The 14,117-nt window shown below is 69.7% G+C and carries 15 protein-coding genes; 8 read left to right on the plus strand and 7 right to left on the minus strand.

The window, feature by feature from the left end:
- Positions 1-138: 138 nt before the first annotated feature.
- From BUB57_RS14535 to BUB57_RS14560, 6 genes are read right to left on the minus strand one after another with little or no spacing between them, the layout of a single operon-like run.
- Positions 139-1,704, minus strand: a complete 1,566-nt coding sequence (locus BUB57_RS14535) for an FAD-binding oxidoreductase (protein ID WP_073068313.1) — start codon at positions 1,702-1,704, stop codon at positions 139-141.
- Positions 1,701-2,030 carry a c-type cytochrome gene (locus BUB57_RS14540; protein ID WP_084732183.1) on the minus strand — a complete coding sequence of 110 codons (330 nt, stop codon included), beginning with the start codon at positions 2,028-2,030 and terminating at the stop codon, positions 1,701-1,703. Before BUB57_RS14540 ends, BUB57_RS14535 begins: the two co-directional genes overlap by 4 nt.
- A gap of 7 nt (positions 2,031-2,037) precedes the next feature.
- Positions 2,038-2,385, minus strand: coding sequence for a hypothetical protein (locus BUB57_RS14545; RefSeq protein WP_073068317.1), 348 nt, complete (start codon positions 2,383-2,385; stop codon positions 2,038-2,040).
- Positions 2,386-2,445: 60 nt separating this feature from the next.
- A complete protein-coding gene (locus tag BUB57_RS14550) occupies positions 2,446-3,891 on the minus strand; it encodes an aldehyde dehydrogenase (protein ID WP_073068418.1) in 1,446 nt (481 codons plus the stop codon).
- A gap of 13 nt (positions 3,892-3,904) precedes the next feature.
- Positions 3,905-4,693 carry a coniferyl-alcohol dehydrogenase gene (locus BUB57_RS14555; protein WP_200796463.1) on the minus strand — a complete coding sequence of 263 codons (789 nt, stop codon included), beginning with the start codon at positions 4,691-4,693 and terminating at the stop codon, positions 3,905-3,907.
- Positions 4,690-6,174, minus strand: a complete 1,485-nt coding sequence (locus BUB57_RS14560) for an aldehyde dehydrogenase family protein (RefSeq protein WP_084732184.1) — start codon at positions 6,172-6,174, stop codon at positions 4,690-4,692. The genes BUB57_RS14555 and BUB57_RS14560 overlap by 4 nt, the downstream gene beginning before the upstream one ends.
- 114 nt (positions 6,175-6,288) lie before the next feature.
- On the opposite strand from BUB57_RS14560, the gene BUB57_RS14565 reads away from it, so the two are divergent.
- Complete coding sequence (locus BUB57_RS14565; protein ID WP_073068321.1) at positions 6,289-7,194, plus strand: helix-turn-helix transcriptional regulator; 906 nt, start codon at positions 6,289-6,291, stop codon at positions 7,192-7,194.
- Positions 7,195-7,196: 2 nt separating this feature from the next.
- Here the strand turns inward: BUB57_RS14565 and pcaQ are convergent, their stop codons facing one another.
- Positions 7,197-8,117 (minus strand): pca operon transcription factor PcaQ, encoded by a 921-nt coding sequence (gene pcaQ, locus BUB57_RS14570; protein ID WP_073068323.1) that lies wholly within the window; start codon positions 8,115-8,117, stop codon positions 7,197-7,199.
- 91 nt (positions 8,118-8,208) lie between these two features.
- Between pcaQ and pobA the strand changes: the two genes are divergently transcribed.
- Genes pobA through BUB57_RS14605 form a run of 7 tightly spaced genes read left to right on the plus strand, consistent with a single transcriptional unit; the run spans position 8,209 to position 14,116 of the window.
- The gene (gene pobA, locus BUB57_RS14575; RefSeq protein WP_073068325.1) at positions 8,209-9,378 is read left to right on the plus strand and encodes a 4-hydroxybenzoate 3-monooxygenase; all 1,170 of its coding nucleotides are present in this window, start codon (positions 8,209-8,211) and stop codon (positions 9,376-9,378) included.
- The gene (pcaD, locus tag BUB57_RS14580; protein ID WP_073068327.1) at positions 9,378-10,166 is read left to right on the plus strand and encodes a 3-oxoadipate enol-lactonase; all 789 of its coding nucleotides are present in this window, start codon (positions 9,378-9,380) and stop codon (positions 10,164-10,166) included. The genes pobA and pcaD overlap by 1 nt, the downstream gene beginning before the upstream one ends.
- Positions 10,159-10,548, plus strand: a complete 390-nt coding sequence (pcaC, locus tag BUB57_RS14585) for a 4-carboxymuconolactone decarboxylase (protein WP_073068329.1) — start codon at positions 10,159-10,161, stop codon at positions 10,546-10,548. The genes pcaD and pcaC overlap by 8 nt, the downstream gene beginning before the upstream one ends.
- A complete protein-coding gene (gene pcaH / locus BUB57_RS14590) occupies positions 10,545-11,267 on the plus strand; it encodes a protocatechuate 3,4-dioxygenase subunit beta (protein ID WP_073068331.1) in 723 nt (240 codons plus the stop codon). Before pcaC ends, pcaH begins: the two co-directional genes overlap by 4 nt.
- A complete protein-coding gene (locus tag BUB57_RS14595) occupies positions 11,267-11,977 on the plus strand; it encodes a protocatechuate 3,4-dioxygenase subunit alpha (protein ID WP_073068333.1) in 711 nt (236 codons plus the stop codon). Before pcaH ends, BUB57_RS14595 begins: the two co-directional genes overlap by 1 nt.
- The gene (locus BUB57_RS14600; RefSeq protein WP_073068335.1) at positions 11,970-12,818 is read left to right on the plus strand and encodes a 3-oxoadipate:acetyl-CoA acetyltransferase; all 849 of its coding nucleotides are present in this window, start codon (positions 11,970-11,972) and stop codon (positions 12,816-12,818) included. Before BUB57_RS14595 ends, BUB57_RS14600 begins: the two co-directional genes overlap by 8 nt.
- On the plus strand, positions 12,815-14,116 hold the full coding sequence (locus BUB57_RS14605) for a lyase family protein (RefSeq protein WP_073068339.1): 1,302 nt from the start codon (positions 12,815-12,817) through the stop codon (positions 14,114-14,116). Before BUB57_RS14600 ends, BUB57_RS14605 begins: the two co-directional genes overlap by 4 nt.
- Position 14,117: the final 1 nt, after the last annotated feature.

Below are 14,117 nucleotides of genomic sequence, written 5' to 3' on the forward strand. Positions count from 1 at the left end.
CCACCGATGCCGCGGCGATCCAAGGAAAGCGCGCGACACCACGATCATGCACATGACATAGGGCATCGCGCCGCCAAGGACAGGGCGCGGGGGGATTTCGGGCGCGATCCCGGCCGGCAGGCGGGCCGGAGCGCCTTCTCAGACGGTGATCCCCGACTTGCCGGGGGCGATGATCCCGTTGGGGTCCAGCGCCCGCTTCAGCGTCTGGTTCACCTGTCGCTGCACCGGCCCGTAGCAATCGGCCACCTGCTCCATAAAGGCGTTGTTGGTGCGGTAGACCGCATAGCCGTGCTGGCGGAAGGTCTGGATCAGTTCGGTCATGCAGGCATGGGCGTTCCTAGTATCCTCGGGGTCGGTCTTGTCGAACAGCAGGTCGATGACGTGATGCATGTCGCGCATGCCGACGATATATTCGCCGCAATAGTCGAAGCCCCAGCGGTTCAGGATCTCCATGGCCATCCGGGTCTGTTTCAGCGTTTCCGAGCCTTTGGCGACCGTCACCGGCGCAAACCACATCGAGCCGCCGCCGCCGCGCCAGCGGTAAAGCCCGAACTCCTGCAGGTTCATACCGCCCCGCATCAGGGCGGCGCGGTATTCAAAGGGCTCGGTGCCGGCCATGTCCTCCTGCGTGAAGATCTCGCCCTTGCCAAGCGCGCGCACCGCATCGGTGACGATCTTCCAGTTCACCTCGATCTGCTCGGGCGTGCCGTAGAGCGCGGCATAGACGTTCCAGGCGCCGAAGCCCTCGGCCTCTTTCATGCGCTCGATGTCGGCCTGCGGCATGGCGCCGGGGCCGTCATAGTATTTCGACCGCGGAATTACCGCCGGGGCCTCCCACAGCGCATGAGCAAAGACCACGGCGTTGGGGATGATGTTGGCCATGCGCAGCGGCCGCATCATGTCGACGATCTCGGCAATGTCGTCGTCATCCCTGAACCGGATGTAGAAGGGCTTGTAGGCCGGCGGCTTCGGCATCAGCCACAGCCCCATCTTGGTGACGATGCCATAGTTCGACTGGGTGAAGATGCCGTCCAGATAGGGGCCGTAGCCCCATTTGAACACCTGCCAGCTGTTCGAGCCCTCGACGCCGCCCATGGCGGTGCGCAGCAGATCGCCGTTCGGCAGCACCACCTCCATCCCGCATTGCATCATGAAATGCTCGCCATAGGGGGTATAGCCGACGCCGCGGTCCAGCGTGTTGCCCACCGGCGAGGCGATGGCCGAGGGCGCCGGGCAGGACACCCACAGCGGAATGTCGTTTTCTTCCAGATAATCGACCAGCTGCTGATAGGTGACGCCCGGTTCCAGCAGCGCGGTGCCGAGTTCGGCGTCCACCTCCAGAATCCGGTTCATATGGCGGAAGTCGATCACCACCTGATGGCGGTGCCCCTGCGCGCTTCCCTGCGCGTAGGTGCCATAGCCGAAATTGCGCCCGGTCGAGGTCGGCCAGACCGGCACCCCGAAGTCGTTGCAGATGCGCACGATCTCTTGCACCTGCTCGGCGCTGGTCGGCTGCAGCACCGCCGACATGGCGTAATCCTCGTCCGCCACCGGCATCATGGTCTTGCGATAGGGGGTCAGCCGATCCTCGCCGATCAGCACGTTGTCGGGGCCGACGACGCTTTCGAACCGGGTCAGCGCCTGCATGAACTGTTCAGGCGACACCCCGTCCGGGGTTACGGTGATTTCGCGCTGCGTGGTCATTCTTCGGTTTCCTTGCGGATAGAGGCGAGGTGGGCGGCGATCTGATCCAGGGTGACTGCATCCACCATCGATTCGGTAAAGGCCGGCATCGGGCCCGAGCCGTGGCGGGCGAAATGGCGGATGGTGTCGGGATCATAGTCGTTGGCGGTCAGGTCGGGGCCGACCGCATCCTCGCGCCCGGTGTGGCAGCGGGCGCAGATCTTCTGAAAGGCGATCTCGCCCGAGGGGAACATCCGCTGCGCATCCAGCCGCGGCGTGTCGGCAAGGGCGGTCCCGCCCGCTGCCAGCACAAGTGCCAGCGCGGGGATCAATCTGGGGTCGAACATGGTGTCCTCAGCTGCTCTGGATGGTCAGGCGTTCGATGGCGCCGCGGCGGGTGCGGTGCAGGACCGCGCGGCCCTGGGCATTCAGCGCGGTGTCCAGCAGCACCTCGGCCGCGGCATCGAGATGAAGCTCAAGCCGCAGCGCCGCCGGGTCGGCAAGCAGGGCGCGCAACTGCAGGAACCGGTCAAGCTGGCTGCCCGCCAGCCGCAGACGCCGCGGCCCGGGGCCGAAGAACGGGGTCTCGGCGCTGTCAATGGTGATCGGCGCCGCCGCTGGCGTGGCAACGGCCGCACCGGCGGCGGACAGCGCGCCAAGCAGGGCGGCGCTGCCCTGCATGAAGCTGCGTCTGGTGAACATGGTTCCTCCCTGGACGGATGGGGCGGCGGCCCGGGCGCGCGGGCCGCGGCCTGGGGGCGATCAGAATGGATAGGGCTGGGCGGGGTCCTCGATGGTGACCCAGCGCAGCTGCGTGAACTCGGCGATGCCGGCCCGGCCGCCGAAACGGCCATGACCCGACGCCTTGACCCCGCCGAAGGGGGCCTGCGGCTCGTCGTTCACGGTGGGGCCGTTGATGTGGCAGATGCCGGTTTCCAGCCGCTCGGCAAAACCCATGGCGCGGCTGATGTCGCGGCTGAACACCGCCGAGGACAGGCCATAGTCGCTGTCGTTGGCGACGCGCAGCGCCTCGGCCTCGTCGCGCACGCGGATGATGGGCTTGACCGGGCCGAAGCTTTCCTCGGAGTGGATGCGCATCTCCGGAGTCACCCCGTCGATCACCGTCGCGGCGACCACGGCGCCGTCGCGGCTGCCGCCGGCCAGCACCCGGCCGCCCTTGGCGACGGCATCGGCGATCAGTTCCTCCATCCGGTCGGCGGCGCCGGGCAGGCACAGCGCCCCGAGCACCACCTGCCCGCGCGGATCGCCGGCCGGCAACGCCGCCGCGCGCTCGGCAAACTTGCGGGCGAAATCGTCGGCCACGCTGTCGACCACGATCATCCGCTCGGTCGACATGCAGATCTGGCCCTGGTTCATGTAGCAGCCGAAGATCGCGGCATTCACCGCCGCGTCGATATCGGCGTCCTCCAGCACCACGAAAGGCGCCTTGCCGCCCAGTTCCAGCAGTGCGGGCTTGAGGTTCTCGCCCGCCAGCCGGCCGATGATCCGCCCCACGCGGGTCGAACCGGTGAAGTTCACGTGCCGCACCTCGGGCGCGCGGATCAGCGTCTCGACGATGGCGCCTGCATCCTCGGGGGCGTTCGAGATCACGTTGACCACGCCCGGCGGGAACCCGGCATCAACAAAGCACTGCCCGATCAGCCGGTGGGTTTCGGGGCACATTTCCGAGGATTTCAACACCGCGGTATTGCCCAGCGCCACCGGCACCGCCACCGCGCGCGTGCCCAGGATCACCGGCGCGTTCCACGGCGCGATGCCCAGGCAGACCCCGTGCGGCCGCGCCACCGCCATCGACAGGCAGCCGGGCTTGTTCGAGGGGATGATCTCGCCCCCCGCCTGGGTGACGATGCTGGCAGCCTCGCGCAGGATGCCGGCGGCCAGCGTCACGTTGAAGCCGATCCAGGGACCGGTGGCACCGGTTTCGGCCATGGCGGCGGCGATGAAGTCGTCCATCCGCGCCTCCATCGCCGCGGCGGCCTTCAGCAGCAGGGCGCGGCGGTCCTGGGGCGATGTGCGCGACCAGCCGGGAAAGGCGGCATGGGCGGCGGCGACCGCCGCCAGCGCATCGGCATCCCCCGCCGCCGCCGCGGTCGAGGCGACGGCCCCGGTCACCGGGTCGCGCCGGTCATAGCTGCGCCCGCCCGCGGCCGCGCGGTGTTCGCCGTTGATCAGAAGCTGGGTGTCCATCTGCATGTCCTGTTCAGAAGCCCATGGTTTCGGCGTTGACCGAGGCTTCCAGCCCCCCATCCGCCGCGATATTGGCGCCGTTGATCCAGCGCGCACCGTCCGAGGCCAGAAACAGCACCACCGGCGCGATGTCGCCCGGGGTGCCGGCGCGGCCGACGCGGGTCACGTCGCTGTTGACCCGCGCCTCGCCCAGCACCTCGCGGAACTGGGTCAGGATCGGGGTCTCGACCGGGCCGGGGGACACGCTGTTCACCCGGATGCCGCGGTCGCGGAAGGCGGGCTGAAAGGCCGCGATCTGGGTCCACAGGATCAGCGCCTCTTTCGAGACCGGATAGCCGGCCTCGTCGGGGACGCCCAGATCGTCAGCCAGCCGGGCGGTGTCGGGGAACCCCTCGGCCGCCACCAGCGCCCGGGCGCGGTCAAGATTGCCCCGCCAGCCATAGCCCGCGATCGAGGCGACGCTGACGATGGCGCCGCCCGGCCGCATCCGCGGCGCCGCTGCCTGCGACAACGCCCGCAGCCCATAGAAATTGATCGCCAGCGTCGGCGCCGCGCCGGTGTTGCCCGACACGCCCGCAATGTTCAGCAGCGCATCGATGCCGTCGGGCAGCGCCTGCGCCAGCGCCTGCACGCCCTGGGCCGAGGACAGGTCGCCCCGGATGAAATCGCCCACCGCCTGCGCGGGCGGGTTGCGGTCGATGCCGATGACATCGGCCCCCATCTGCGCCGCCAGTTCCGCCGTGCGCCGGCCGATGCCGCTGGCCACGCCGGTGATGGCGACCGTCTTTCCGAAAAGCATCATCTGTCAGGTCCTTCGCTGGCCGGAGGTTGCAGAAACGGATAGCTACGCGGGGCATCGGCCAGGGTGACCCAGCGCAGCTCGGTGAACTCGTCCAGCACCGCAGCGCCGCCGAACCGGCCGTAGCCGCTGTCCTTGACGCCGCCGATGGGCTGGTCGGGGCGGTCGTTCAGGGTCGGGCCGTTGATGTGGCAGATGCCGGTTTCCAGCTGCCGCGCCAGCCGCAGCGCGCGCCCGCTGTCGCGGCTAAAGATCGCAGCCGACAGCCCGTATTGCGTGTCGTTGGCGATGCCGATCGCCTCGGCCTCGGTCGCGGCGCGGCAGATGCCGGCGATCGGGCCGAAACACTCCTCGGCGTAAAGCGCCATGCCGGGCGCCACCCCGTCCACCACGGTGGCGTCCATGAAACTGCCGCGTGGCGGCCCGCCCGCCCGCAGCACCGCGCCGCGTTCCTGTGCGTCGCGCAGCAACTCGGCCAGCCGCGCGGCGACATTGCCGCTGACCAGCGGCCCCAGCGCGCAACTCTCCTGCCGCGGGTCGCCCGCCCGCAGCCGCCGGGCGCGGTCCGACAGCAACGCGGTGAAATCCTCGGCCACGCTGTCCAGGACCACGATCCGGTCGGTGGCCATGCAGATCTGGCCCTGGTTGAAGAACGCGCCCCAGGCAGCGGCTTCCGCCGCGGCCTCGAGGTCGGCATCGTCGAGCACGATCAGCGGCGCCTTGCCGCCCAGTTCCAGCAGGCAGCGTTTCAGATGCCGGGCGGCGATTTCGGCGACCAGCCGCCCGACCCGGGTCGAGCCGGTGAAGTTGATCCGCCGCACCGCCGGGTGGGCGATCAGCGCCTCGACCACCTCCTGCGCGTGTTCGGGGGCGTGGGTGACGATGTTCAGCACCCCCTCGGGTAGCCCGGCATCGGCGAGGATGCGCCCGATCAGCAGATGGGTCTGCGGGCAGATTTCCGAGGCTTTCAGCACCACGCTGTTGCCGCAGGCCAGCGCCGTGGCGACCGCCCGCATCCCCAGCACGAAGGGCGCATTCCACGGCGCCATCGCCAGGCAGACCCCGACCGGCTCGCGAAAGGCGAAGCTGAGGCCCAAGGGGTCGCGCTGTACCGTACCGCTGGCCTGCGTCACCATCGCGGCGGCGTTTTCCAGATGCTGGCGCCCGATATCCAGGTTGAACCGCACCCACAGCGGCGTCGCTCCGATCTCTGCCTGCATCGCGGCGGCAAGCCGAGGCTCATAGGCGGCGACCAGCTCCGCGGCGCGGGTCAGGATCTCGCGCCGGCGGGCGGGCGGGGTGCGGGACCAGTCGGCATGGGCGCGCGCGGCGCGGCTGGCGGCCAGCACCGCCTCGCGCCGGCGGCAGGCGGGCGCGGTCGAGGCGACCAGCCCGGTCGCGGGGTCCAGGCGCTGGAACTCGGCCGCCGTCGCGGTGGCGGCGCCCGTCCCCGGCCGGGCGCGGGCCTGCATCGATCCTGTCATTGCGCCCTCCTGTCGCCGGGTGATTGCGTGCGGCCTGTGCCGATCAATGAACGCTACATGGTTGCCCGGCGTCGCGTAATGTCGTTTCATGGCAGTTAATTGTGAGTTTCTGGCATGATCGCGCCCCAAAACCCCGCCTCCGCCCGGCTGGACCAGCTGGTCCGGGCCGAGCCGCTGCCTGCGGCACTGCGCCGCACGGCGATTCGGCCCGGGCGCGGCAGCTACGCGCCCTTCACCCATCTGTTGCTGCTGGACCACGGCGAGATCGGCATCGAGACGGCCGAGTCCGCCCGCCAGATCGAGGGGCCCGCCGCCGCGATCCTGCCGCCGGGCGAATCATTGCTGTTGCAGCTTGGCCCCGGCTGCGGCGGCTGGCTGCTGGGGATGGCGCCCTCGATGTGGGCCGCGGCGGTGGGGGTGCGGGCGGAATCCGAGTTTCTCGTCCCCATCGGCACGCAGCTGCTGATCGCGCCGGGCCTGTCCGAGGCAACCGCCCCCGACCCGTTCCTGCTGGCCGAGCGGATCGGGGACGAGCTGTCGCGCAGCGCTGTCGGGGCACAGATGGCGGTGCTGGCCTGCCTGCGGCTGATCCTGCTGGACATCTGGCGCGGCAGCGACATCCAGACCGGGCTTGTCGGCCGGGGCAACGAAATCCACGTGCTGCAGGCGTTCCGGCGGTTGGTCGAACTGCATTTCCGCAGCCGGCTGGGGGTCCGCGACTATGCCGGGCTGCTGGGGGTCAGCTATGAGCGCCTGCACCGGATCTGCCGGCGCAACCTGCAACGCTCGCCGCTGCAGCTGATCCATCGGCGGATGATGCGTGAGGCGGCGGACTGGCTGGAGCGTTCGGGCCGCTCGGTCCAGCAGATCGCGCATCTGCTGGGTTTTCACGACAGCGCCGAGTTCAGCCATTTCTTCAAGCGCAACAGCGGGCTGTCGCCCTCGGCCTATCGCCAGCAGGTCCGCAACCAGAGCACCGCGTCGCGCCCCGCCACCACCTCCTTTGCGGATTGGCCGTGATCCTAGGCCGAGGGACCGACGAACCCCGGCGCCACCACCCGCATCACCGCCTGCCGGAACAGCAGCTGCGCGCTGGTCTCGGGCTGGCTGGCGCGGGTCATCAGCCCCACCGGGCCCTTGGTCAGTTCGGTATCCAGCGGCAGCCGCACCAGCCGCCCATCGGCGATCTCGCGCGCGACCACCCCGGCCGAGATGAACCACACCGCATCGCTCTGCCGCACATGCACGCGGCCGAAGGCGCCCGAGACGGTTTCGATCCGCCGCGGCGGCGGCGCGATGCCGCGGGACAGCAGCAGCCGCTCGACCAGCGGATGGATCGCGGCGGTCCGGGGCGGGTAGAGCACCGGGAACTCAGCGATGCGGCGCAGGTCGGGATCGTCAAGGATCGGGTGCCCGGGGCGCACCACCACCGCCACATCCTCAAGGTAAAGCTGGGTGAAGCTCAGCCCCTGCATCGTCTCGGGCGCGCCCAGCCGGCCGATCACCACGTCCAGGTCGCCCGCGCGCAGCAGCGTGGTCAGATGCCCGTGGCCACCATCGGCGATGCTCAGCCGCAGATGCGGCGCGACGCGCTGCAGCTCGGCCACCACATCCGGCATCAGCCGCGCCGAGACCGAGGGCAGCGCCCCCACCAGCAGCGCCAGCCCCGGGTCGGCCTGGCCGCCGATTCCGGCCAGCCCCTGCGTCAGCGCCCCCAGCGCGTTCAGGGCATGGCCGTGGAAGAACTCGCCCTGCGGGGTCAGCGACACGCCGCGGCGGCTGCGGCTCAAAAGCCTTGCGCCGACGATCTCCTCCAGCTCGGCGATGGTGCGGGAAATCGCGGGCTGGGTCAGGTACAGCACCTCGGCCGCACGCTTGAGACTGCCCTGCCGGACGATCTCGGCAAAGGCCTGGATATGGCGAAGGCGGATCCTGCGGTCCAATACTTACCAATTCCGACAATCAGCCCGGCGTATTATTCATTTTATTTGCACCGCGCGACAGGTCAAGCTGCACAGGCAGGAGGGACCAGTCATGCGTACACAAGTCGTCATCATCGGGGGCGGACCGTCCGGGCTGCTGCTGGGTCAGCTTCTGCACCGCAAGGGCATCGAGGCGGTGGTGCTGGAGCGCAAGACCCGCGACTATGTGCTGGGCCGCATCCGCGCCGGGGTGCTGGAAACCGGCCTCGTGCGCCTGATGGAAGAAGCCGGCGTCGCCGACCGCCTGCACCGCGAGGGCTATGTCCACGACGGCACCCAGATCGCCTGGGACGGCGGCATGTTCCACATCGACTTCAAGCAGCTGACCGGCACCCCGGTGGTGGTCTACGGCCAGACCGAGGTGACGCGCGATCTTTACGACGCGCGCGAGGCCGCGGGCGCGCAGACTATCTTTCAGGTCGACGACGTGGTGATCCACGACGCCGACGGCGACCGCCCGCATGTGACCTACACGCGCGCCGGGCAGAGCCACCGCATCGACTGCGATTTCATCGCCGGCTGCGACGGGTTCCACGGCATCAGCCGCCAGACCATCCCGCTGGACGTGCGGCGCGAATATGAAAAGACCTATCCCTTTGGCTGGCTGGGCATCCTGTCGGAAACGCCGCCGGTGCATGACGAGCTGATCTACGCCAGCTCCGACCGCGGCTTTGCGCTGTGCTCGATGCGCAATGCCAATCTGTCGCGCTATTACATCCAATGCGCACTGTCGGACCACACCAGCGACTGGACCGACGCGGCCTTCTGGGACGAATTGCGCCGCCGGCTGCCCGCGGATGTGGCCGAGCGTCTGGTCACCGGCCCCTCGATCGAGAAATCCATCGCCCCCCTGCGCTCCTTCGTGACCGAGCCGATGCGCTGGGGGCGGCTGTTCCTGTGCGGCGACGCCGCCCATATCGTGCCGCCGACCGGCGCCAAGGGGCTGAACACCGCCGCCAGCGACGTGCAGTATCTGTATCACGGGCTGGTGCAGCATTACCACGACCGCGACAGCGAGGGGCTGGACCGCTATTCCGAAAAGGCGCTGCTGCGGGTGTGGAAGGCCGAGCGGTTCAGCTGGTGGTTCAGCGGCCTGCTGCACCGCTATCCCGACCAGAGCCCGTTCGATCTCAAGATGCAAAAGGCCGACATCGCCTTTCTGCGCGACAACGAATCGCAGCAGCGCGCGTTTGCCGAAAACTACGTGGGGTTGCCGTACTGATGCAGACGATCCAGGCAAACGGGGCAGAGCTGCATGTCGCGGTGTCGGGGCCGGACACCGGCCCGGCGGTGGTGTTTGCAAACTCTCTGGGCACCGACCTGCGGGTCTGGGATGCGCTGATCCCGCATCTGGCGCCGGGGCTGCGGCTGGTGCGCTATGACAAGCGCGGCCACGGGCTGTCCGAGGAAACCCCCGGCCCCTACAGCATCGAGACGCTGACCGACGACGCCGCAGCGCTGATTGCGGCGCTGGGTCTGGGGCGGGTGGTGTTCGTGGGCCTGTCCATCGGCGGGCTGATCGGCCTGTCGCTGGCCGACCGCCATCCGGGGCTGCTGGCGGGGCTGGTCGTCTCGAACTCGGCCGCCAGAATCGGCGATGCGGCGATGTGGAACGCAAGGATCGCGGCGATCCGCAAGGACGGGCTGGCCAGCATCGCCGCCCCCACGATGGAGCGCTGGTTCTCGCCCGCCTTCCGCGCTTTGGGTCGCGATGCGGTCTGGGCGCGGATGCTGTCCCGGCAGCCGCAGGGGGGCTATGTCGCCTGCTGCCAGGCCATCGCCGGGGCCGACCTGACCGATACCGCCCGGGCGCTGGACCTGCCGGTGCAGGTGATCGCGGGCGGGCTGGACGGCTCGACCCCGCCGGATCTGGTGCAGGCCACCGCCGCGCTGATCCCCGGCGCGCGCTTCGACCTGATCCCAGGGACCGCGCATATCCCCTGCGTCGAGGCGCCCGCCGCCCATGCCGCCATTCTCAACCGTTTTTTCAGGGACATCGGCCATGTCTGACCGTCATGCGACCGGGATGCAGGTGCGCCGCGAAGTGCTGGGCGACGCGCATGTGGACCGCGCCGAGGCGGCGGCTTCGGATTTCGACCGCCCGTTTCAGGAATTGATCACCCTGTCGGCCTGGGGCACGGTCTGGGCCTCGGACGGGATCCCCCGGCGCGAGCGCTCGATGCTGACGCTGGCGCTGCTGGCCGCCATGGGCAACTGGGAGGAGATCCCCATGCATATCCGCGCCACCGCCCGCACCGGCGCCAGCAAGCGCGACGTGCTCGAGACGTTCCAGCATGTCGCGATCTATTGCGGCGTGCCCAGGGCCAACCACGCGCTGAAGATCGCCCGCGATACCTACGCCGAGATGGAGCAGGAGGAGGAGACCCCATGACCCCCGCCGAATATTACCAGCGTGACCGGCGACTGCACCCGCCGGCGCTGACCCCCGACTACAAGACCTCGGTCGCGCGCAGCCCGCGCCTCAGCCTGATCAGCCTGCAGGGTTCGATGTCGGAAATCACCGGCCCGACCTTCGGCCACGGCGACATCAGCCCGATCGACAACGACCTGATCAAGAACTACGCCAAGGACGGCGACCCGATCGGGGAACGCATCATCGTCCACGGCCGGGTGCTGGACGAGAACGCCCGCCCCGTGCCGAACACGCTGGTCGAGGTGTGGCAGGCCAATGCCGGCGGCCGCTATCGCCACAAGAAGGACAGCTACCTGGCCCCCATCGACCCCAATTTTGGCGGCTGCGGGCGCACCATCACCGACGACGACGGCTATTACTTCTTCCGCACCATCAAGCCCGGCGCCTATCCCTGGCGCAACTGGGTCAACAACTGGCGGCCGGCGCATATCCATGTCTCGGTCTTCGGCCATGCCTTCTGCCAGCGGCTGATCACCCAGCTGTATTTCGAGGGCGATCCCCTGATCCCGATCTGCCCCATCGTGCAGACCATCCCCGACGCCGACGCCATCGACCGGCTGACCGCCAAGCTGGACATGAACGCCGGCGTACCGCTGGACAGCATCGCCTATCGCTTCGACATCGTGCTGCGCGGGCGCCGCTCGACCATGTTCGAAAACCGGCTGGAGGGGAACTGATGAAGATCGTCGACGCGCTGGCCAACCGCCCGCACTACCTGCCGGAAACCGCCTCGCAGACCGCCGGGCCCTATGTCCATATCGGGCTGGCGCCGGGGGCTGCCGGCTTTCGGATCTTCGACCGGGAACTGGGCTGGGACATCGCCGGGCCGAATGCGGCGGGTGAGCGCATCCGGGTCGAGGGGCTGGTGATCGACGGCAGCGGCAGCCCGGTCAAGGACGTGCTGATCGAGGTCTGGCAGGCCAATGCCGCCGGCATCTACGCCCACCCCGAGGGCGGCGGCGAGGTCGAGGACGGGTTTCGCGGCTGGGGCCGGGTGATCACCGATTTCGAGACCGGCGAATGGGGTTTCGACACGGTGAAACCCGGGCCGGTGCGGGCGCGGGGCCGCATGGAATCGGGCGTGGCCCAGCGGGTGCGCGACAGCCATCCCGACTGGCAGGGCCGCGCGCAGGAAGACAACGTGCCGATGGCGCCGCACCTGAACCTGTGGATCGTCGCCCGGGGCATCAACATCGGCCTGAACACAAGGATGTATTTCGACGACGAGACCGCGGCCAATGCCGCCGATCCGGTGCTGAATCTGATCGAATGGGAACGCCGCCGCGCCACGCTGATCGCCAGGCGCACGGTCCGCGACGGCACCCCGGTCTATCGCTTCGACATCCGCTTGCAGGGCGAGGACGAGACGGTGTTCTTCGATGTCTGATCCGGCCGGCAAGCCCTGCATCATCTGCGTCGCCATCACCGGCAGCCTGCCGACCAAGGCCGACAACCCGGCGGTGCCGATCACCGTGGCCGAGCAGATCGAATCGACGCATGAGGCGTTCGAGGCCGGGGCCGCGATCGCCCATTGCCACGTCCGCGACGATCAGGGCCGCCCGACCAGCGACCCCGACCGCTTTGCCGCGCTGAAAGAGGGGCTGGAGAAACACTGCCCCGGCATGATCGTGCAACTGTCGACCGGCGGACGCTCGGGGGCGGGACAGGCGCGGGGGGCCATGCTGCCCTTGCGCCCCGACATGGCCTCGCTGTCGGTCGGGTCCAACAACTTCCCGACCCGGGTCTATGAAAACCCGCCGGATCTGGTGGACTGGCTGGCCGGGCAGATGCTGGACTACGGGGTGAAACCGGAAATCGAGGCTTTCGATCTGTCGCATATCCTGCAGGCGAAGCTCATGGCCGAGGACGGGCGGCTGGCGGGCACCCCCTATGTGCAGTTCGTGATGGGGGTGAAAAATGCCATGCCCGCCGACCGCGACGTGTTCGACTATTACATCCACACGGTGAAGCGGCTGTTCGGCGCGGATGCGCCCTGGTGCGCGGCCGGGATCGGGCCGAACCAGATCGTGCTGAACGAATGGGCGATTGTCGCGGGCGGGCACGCGCGCACCGGGCTGGAAGACAACGTGCGGCTGGACCGGACCACGCTTGCACCCTCGAACGCGGCGCTGGTGGCCCGTGCGGTCGAGCTGTGCGGGAAATACGAACGCCCGGTTGCCACATGGCAGCAGGCGCGGCAGATCCTCGGGCTGCGGATGCCGCGATGACCACGGGCACGCTGCTGGGGCAGCTTTACGGCGATGCGGAAATGGCGGCGATCCTGTCGGATCGGTCCGCCATTGCCGCCATGCTGCGGGTCGAGGTGGCGCTCGCGCGCGCGCAGGCCGATCTGGGGGTGATCCCGGCCGCGGCGGCCGAGGCGATCGCGCAGGCGGCGGCGGCCCTCGACCCCGACCCGGCAGAGCTTTCCGCGGCGGTGGCGGTGGCGGGCATCCCCGCGCAGCCGGTGATCGCGGCGCTGAAATCCGCGGCGGGCGAGGCCGGGGGCTTCGCCCATTACGGCGCCACCTCGCAGGATATCCAGGACACCGCGCTGGCGCTGCAGCTGGTGCAGGCGCTGGACCTGCTGGACGCGCGGCTGGGGCAGCTGGCAGCGCTGCTGGCGCAAAAGGCCGCAGATCACGCCGAACTGCCGATCCCGGCGCGCACCCGCCATCAGCTTGCCGCGCCGACCACGCTGGGCGCCAAGATCGCGGTCTGGCAGGGGATGGCGGTGCGCAACCGCCAGCGGCTGGCGCAGCTGCGTCCGCGGCTGCTGCTGCTGTCGCTGCACGGCGCGGCGGGGACGGAAGCGGCATTCTCCGGCCACGGCCCGGCGCTACGCGCGGCGATGGCGGCGGCGCTGGGGCTGGGCGTGCCGGGCGGCCCCTGGCACGCGGCCCGCGACGGCATCGCGGAACTGGCTGGCTGGCTGTCGCTGGTCACCGGCGCATTGGGCAAGATGGGCCTCGACCTGATCCAGCTGGGGCAAAGCGAGATCGCCGAGGTCTCGGCCGGGGACGCCGGCGGCTCGTCCACCATGCCGCAGAAACAGAACCCCGTCGCGGCCGAGGCGCTGGTGACGCTGGCGCGGCTGAACGCGGGCGATCTGGCCGGGATGCATCAGGCGCTGCTGCACGCGCAGGAACGCGACGGCAGCGCGCTGGGGCTGGAATGGACCCTGCTGCCCGCGATGCTGGAACGCACCGCCGCCGCGCTGCGCATCGGCTGCGCGCTGGCCGCGACGCTGGCGCCACGCCCCGACCGCATCGCCGCCAGCTTCGCCGCCGACCGCGGCCGGATGGCGGCCGAGGCCGCGGGCTTCCTGCTGGCCCGGACCATGCCACGCGAGCGGGCGCTGGCCATCGTCGCGCAGGCGCTGGCGCAGCTCGACGACGGCAAGGCCGCGACGCTGGCCGAGGCGCTGGCGCATCTGGCCCCCGGCCGCGACTGGGCTAGGGCGCTGCGCCCCGAAAACCTGACCGGCGCCGCGCCCGACCAGGCCCGCGCCGCAACACCGGACTGAA

It is taken from the genome of Paracoccus solventivorans (genome assembly GCF_900142875.1).
Classification (GTDB): domain Bacteria; phylum Pseudomonadota; class Alphaproteobacteria; order Rhodobacterales; family Rhodobacteraceae; genus Paracoccus; species Paracoccus solventivorans.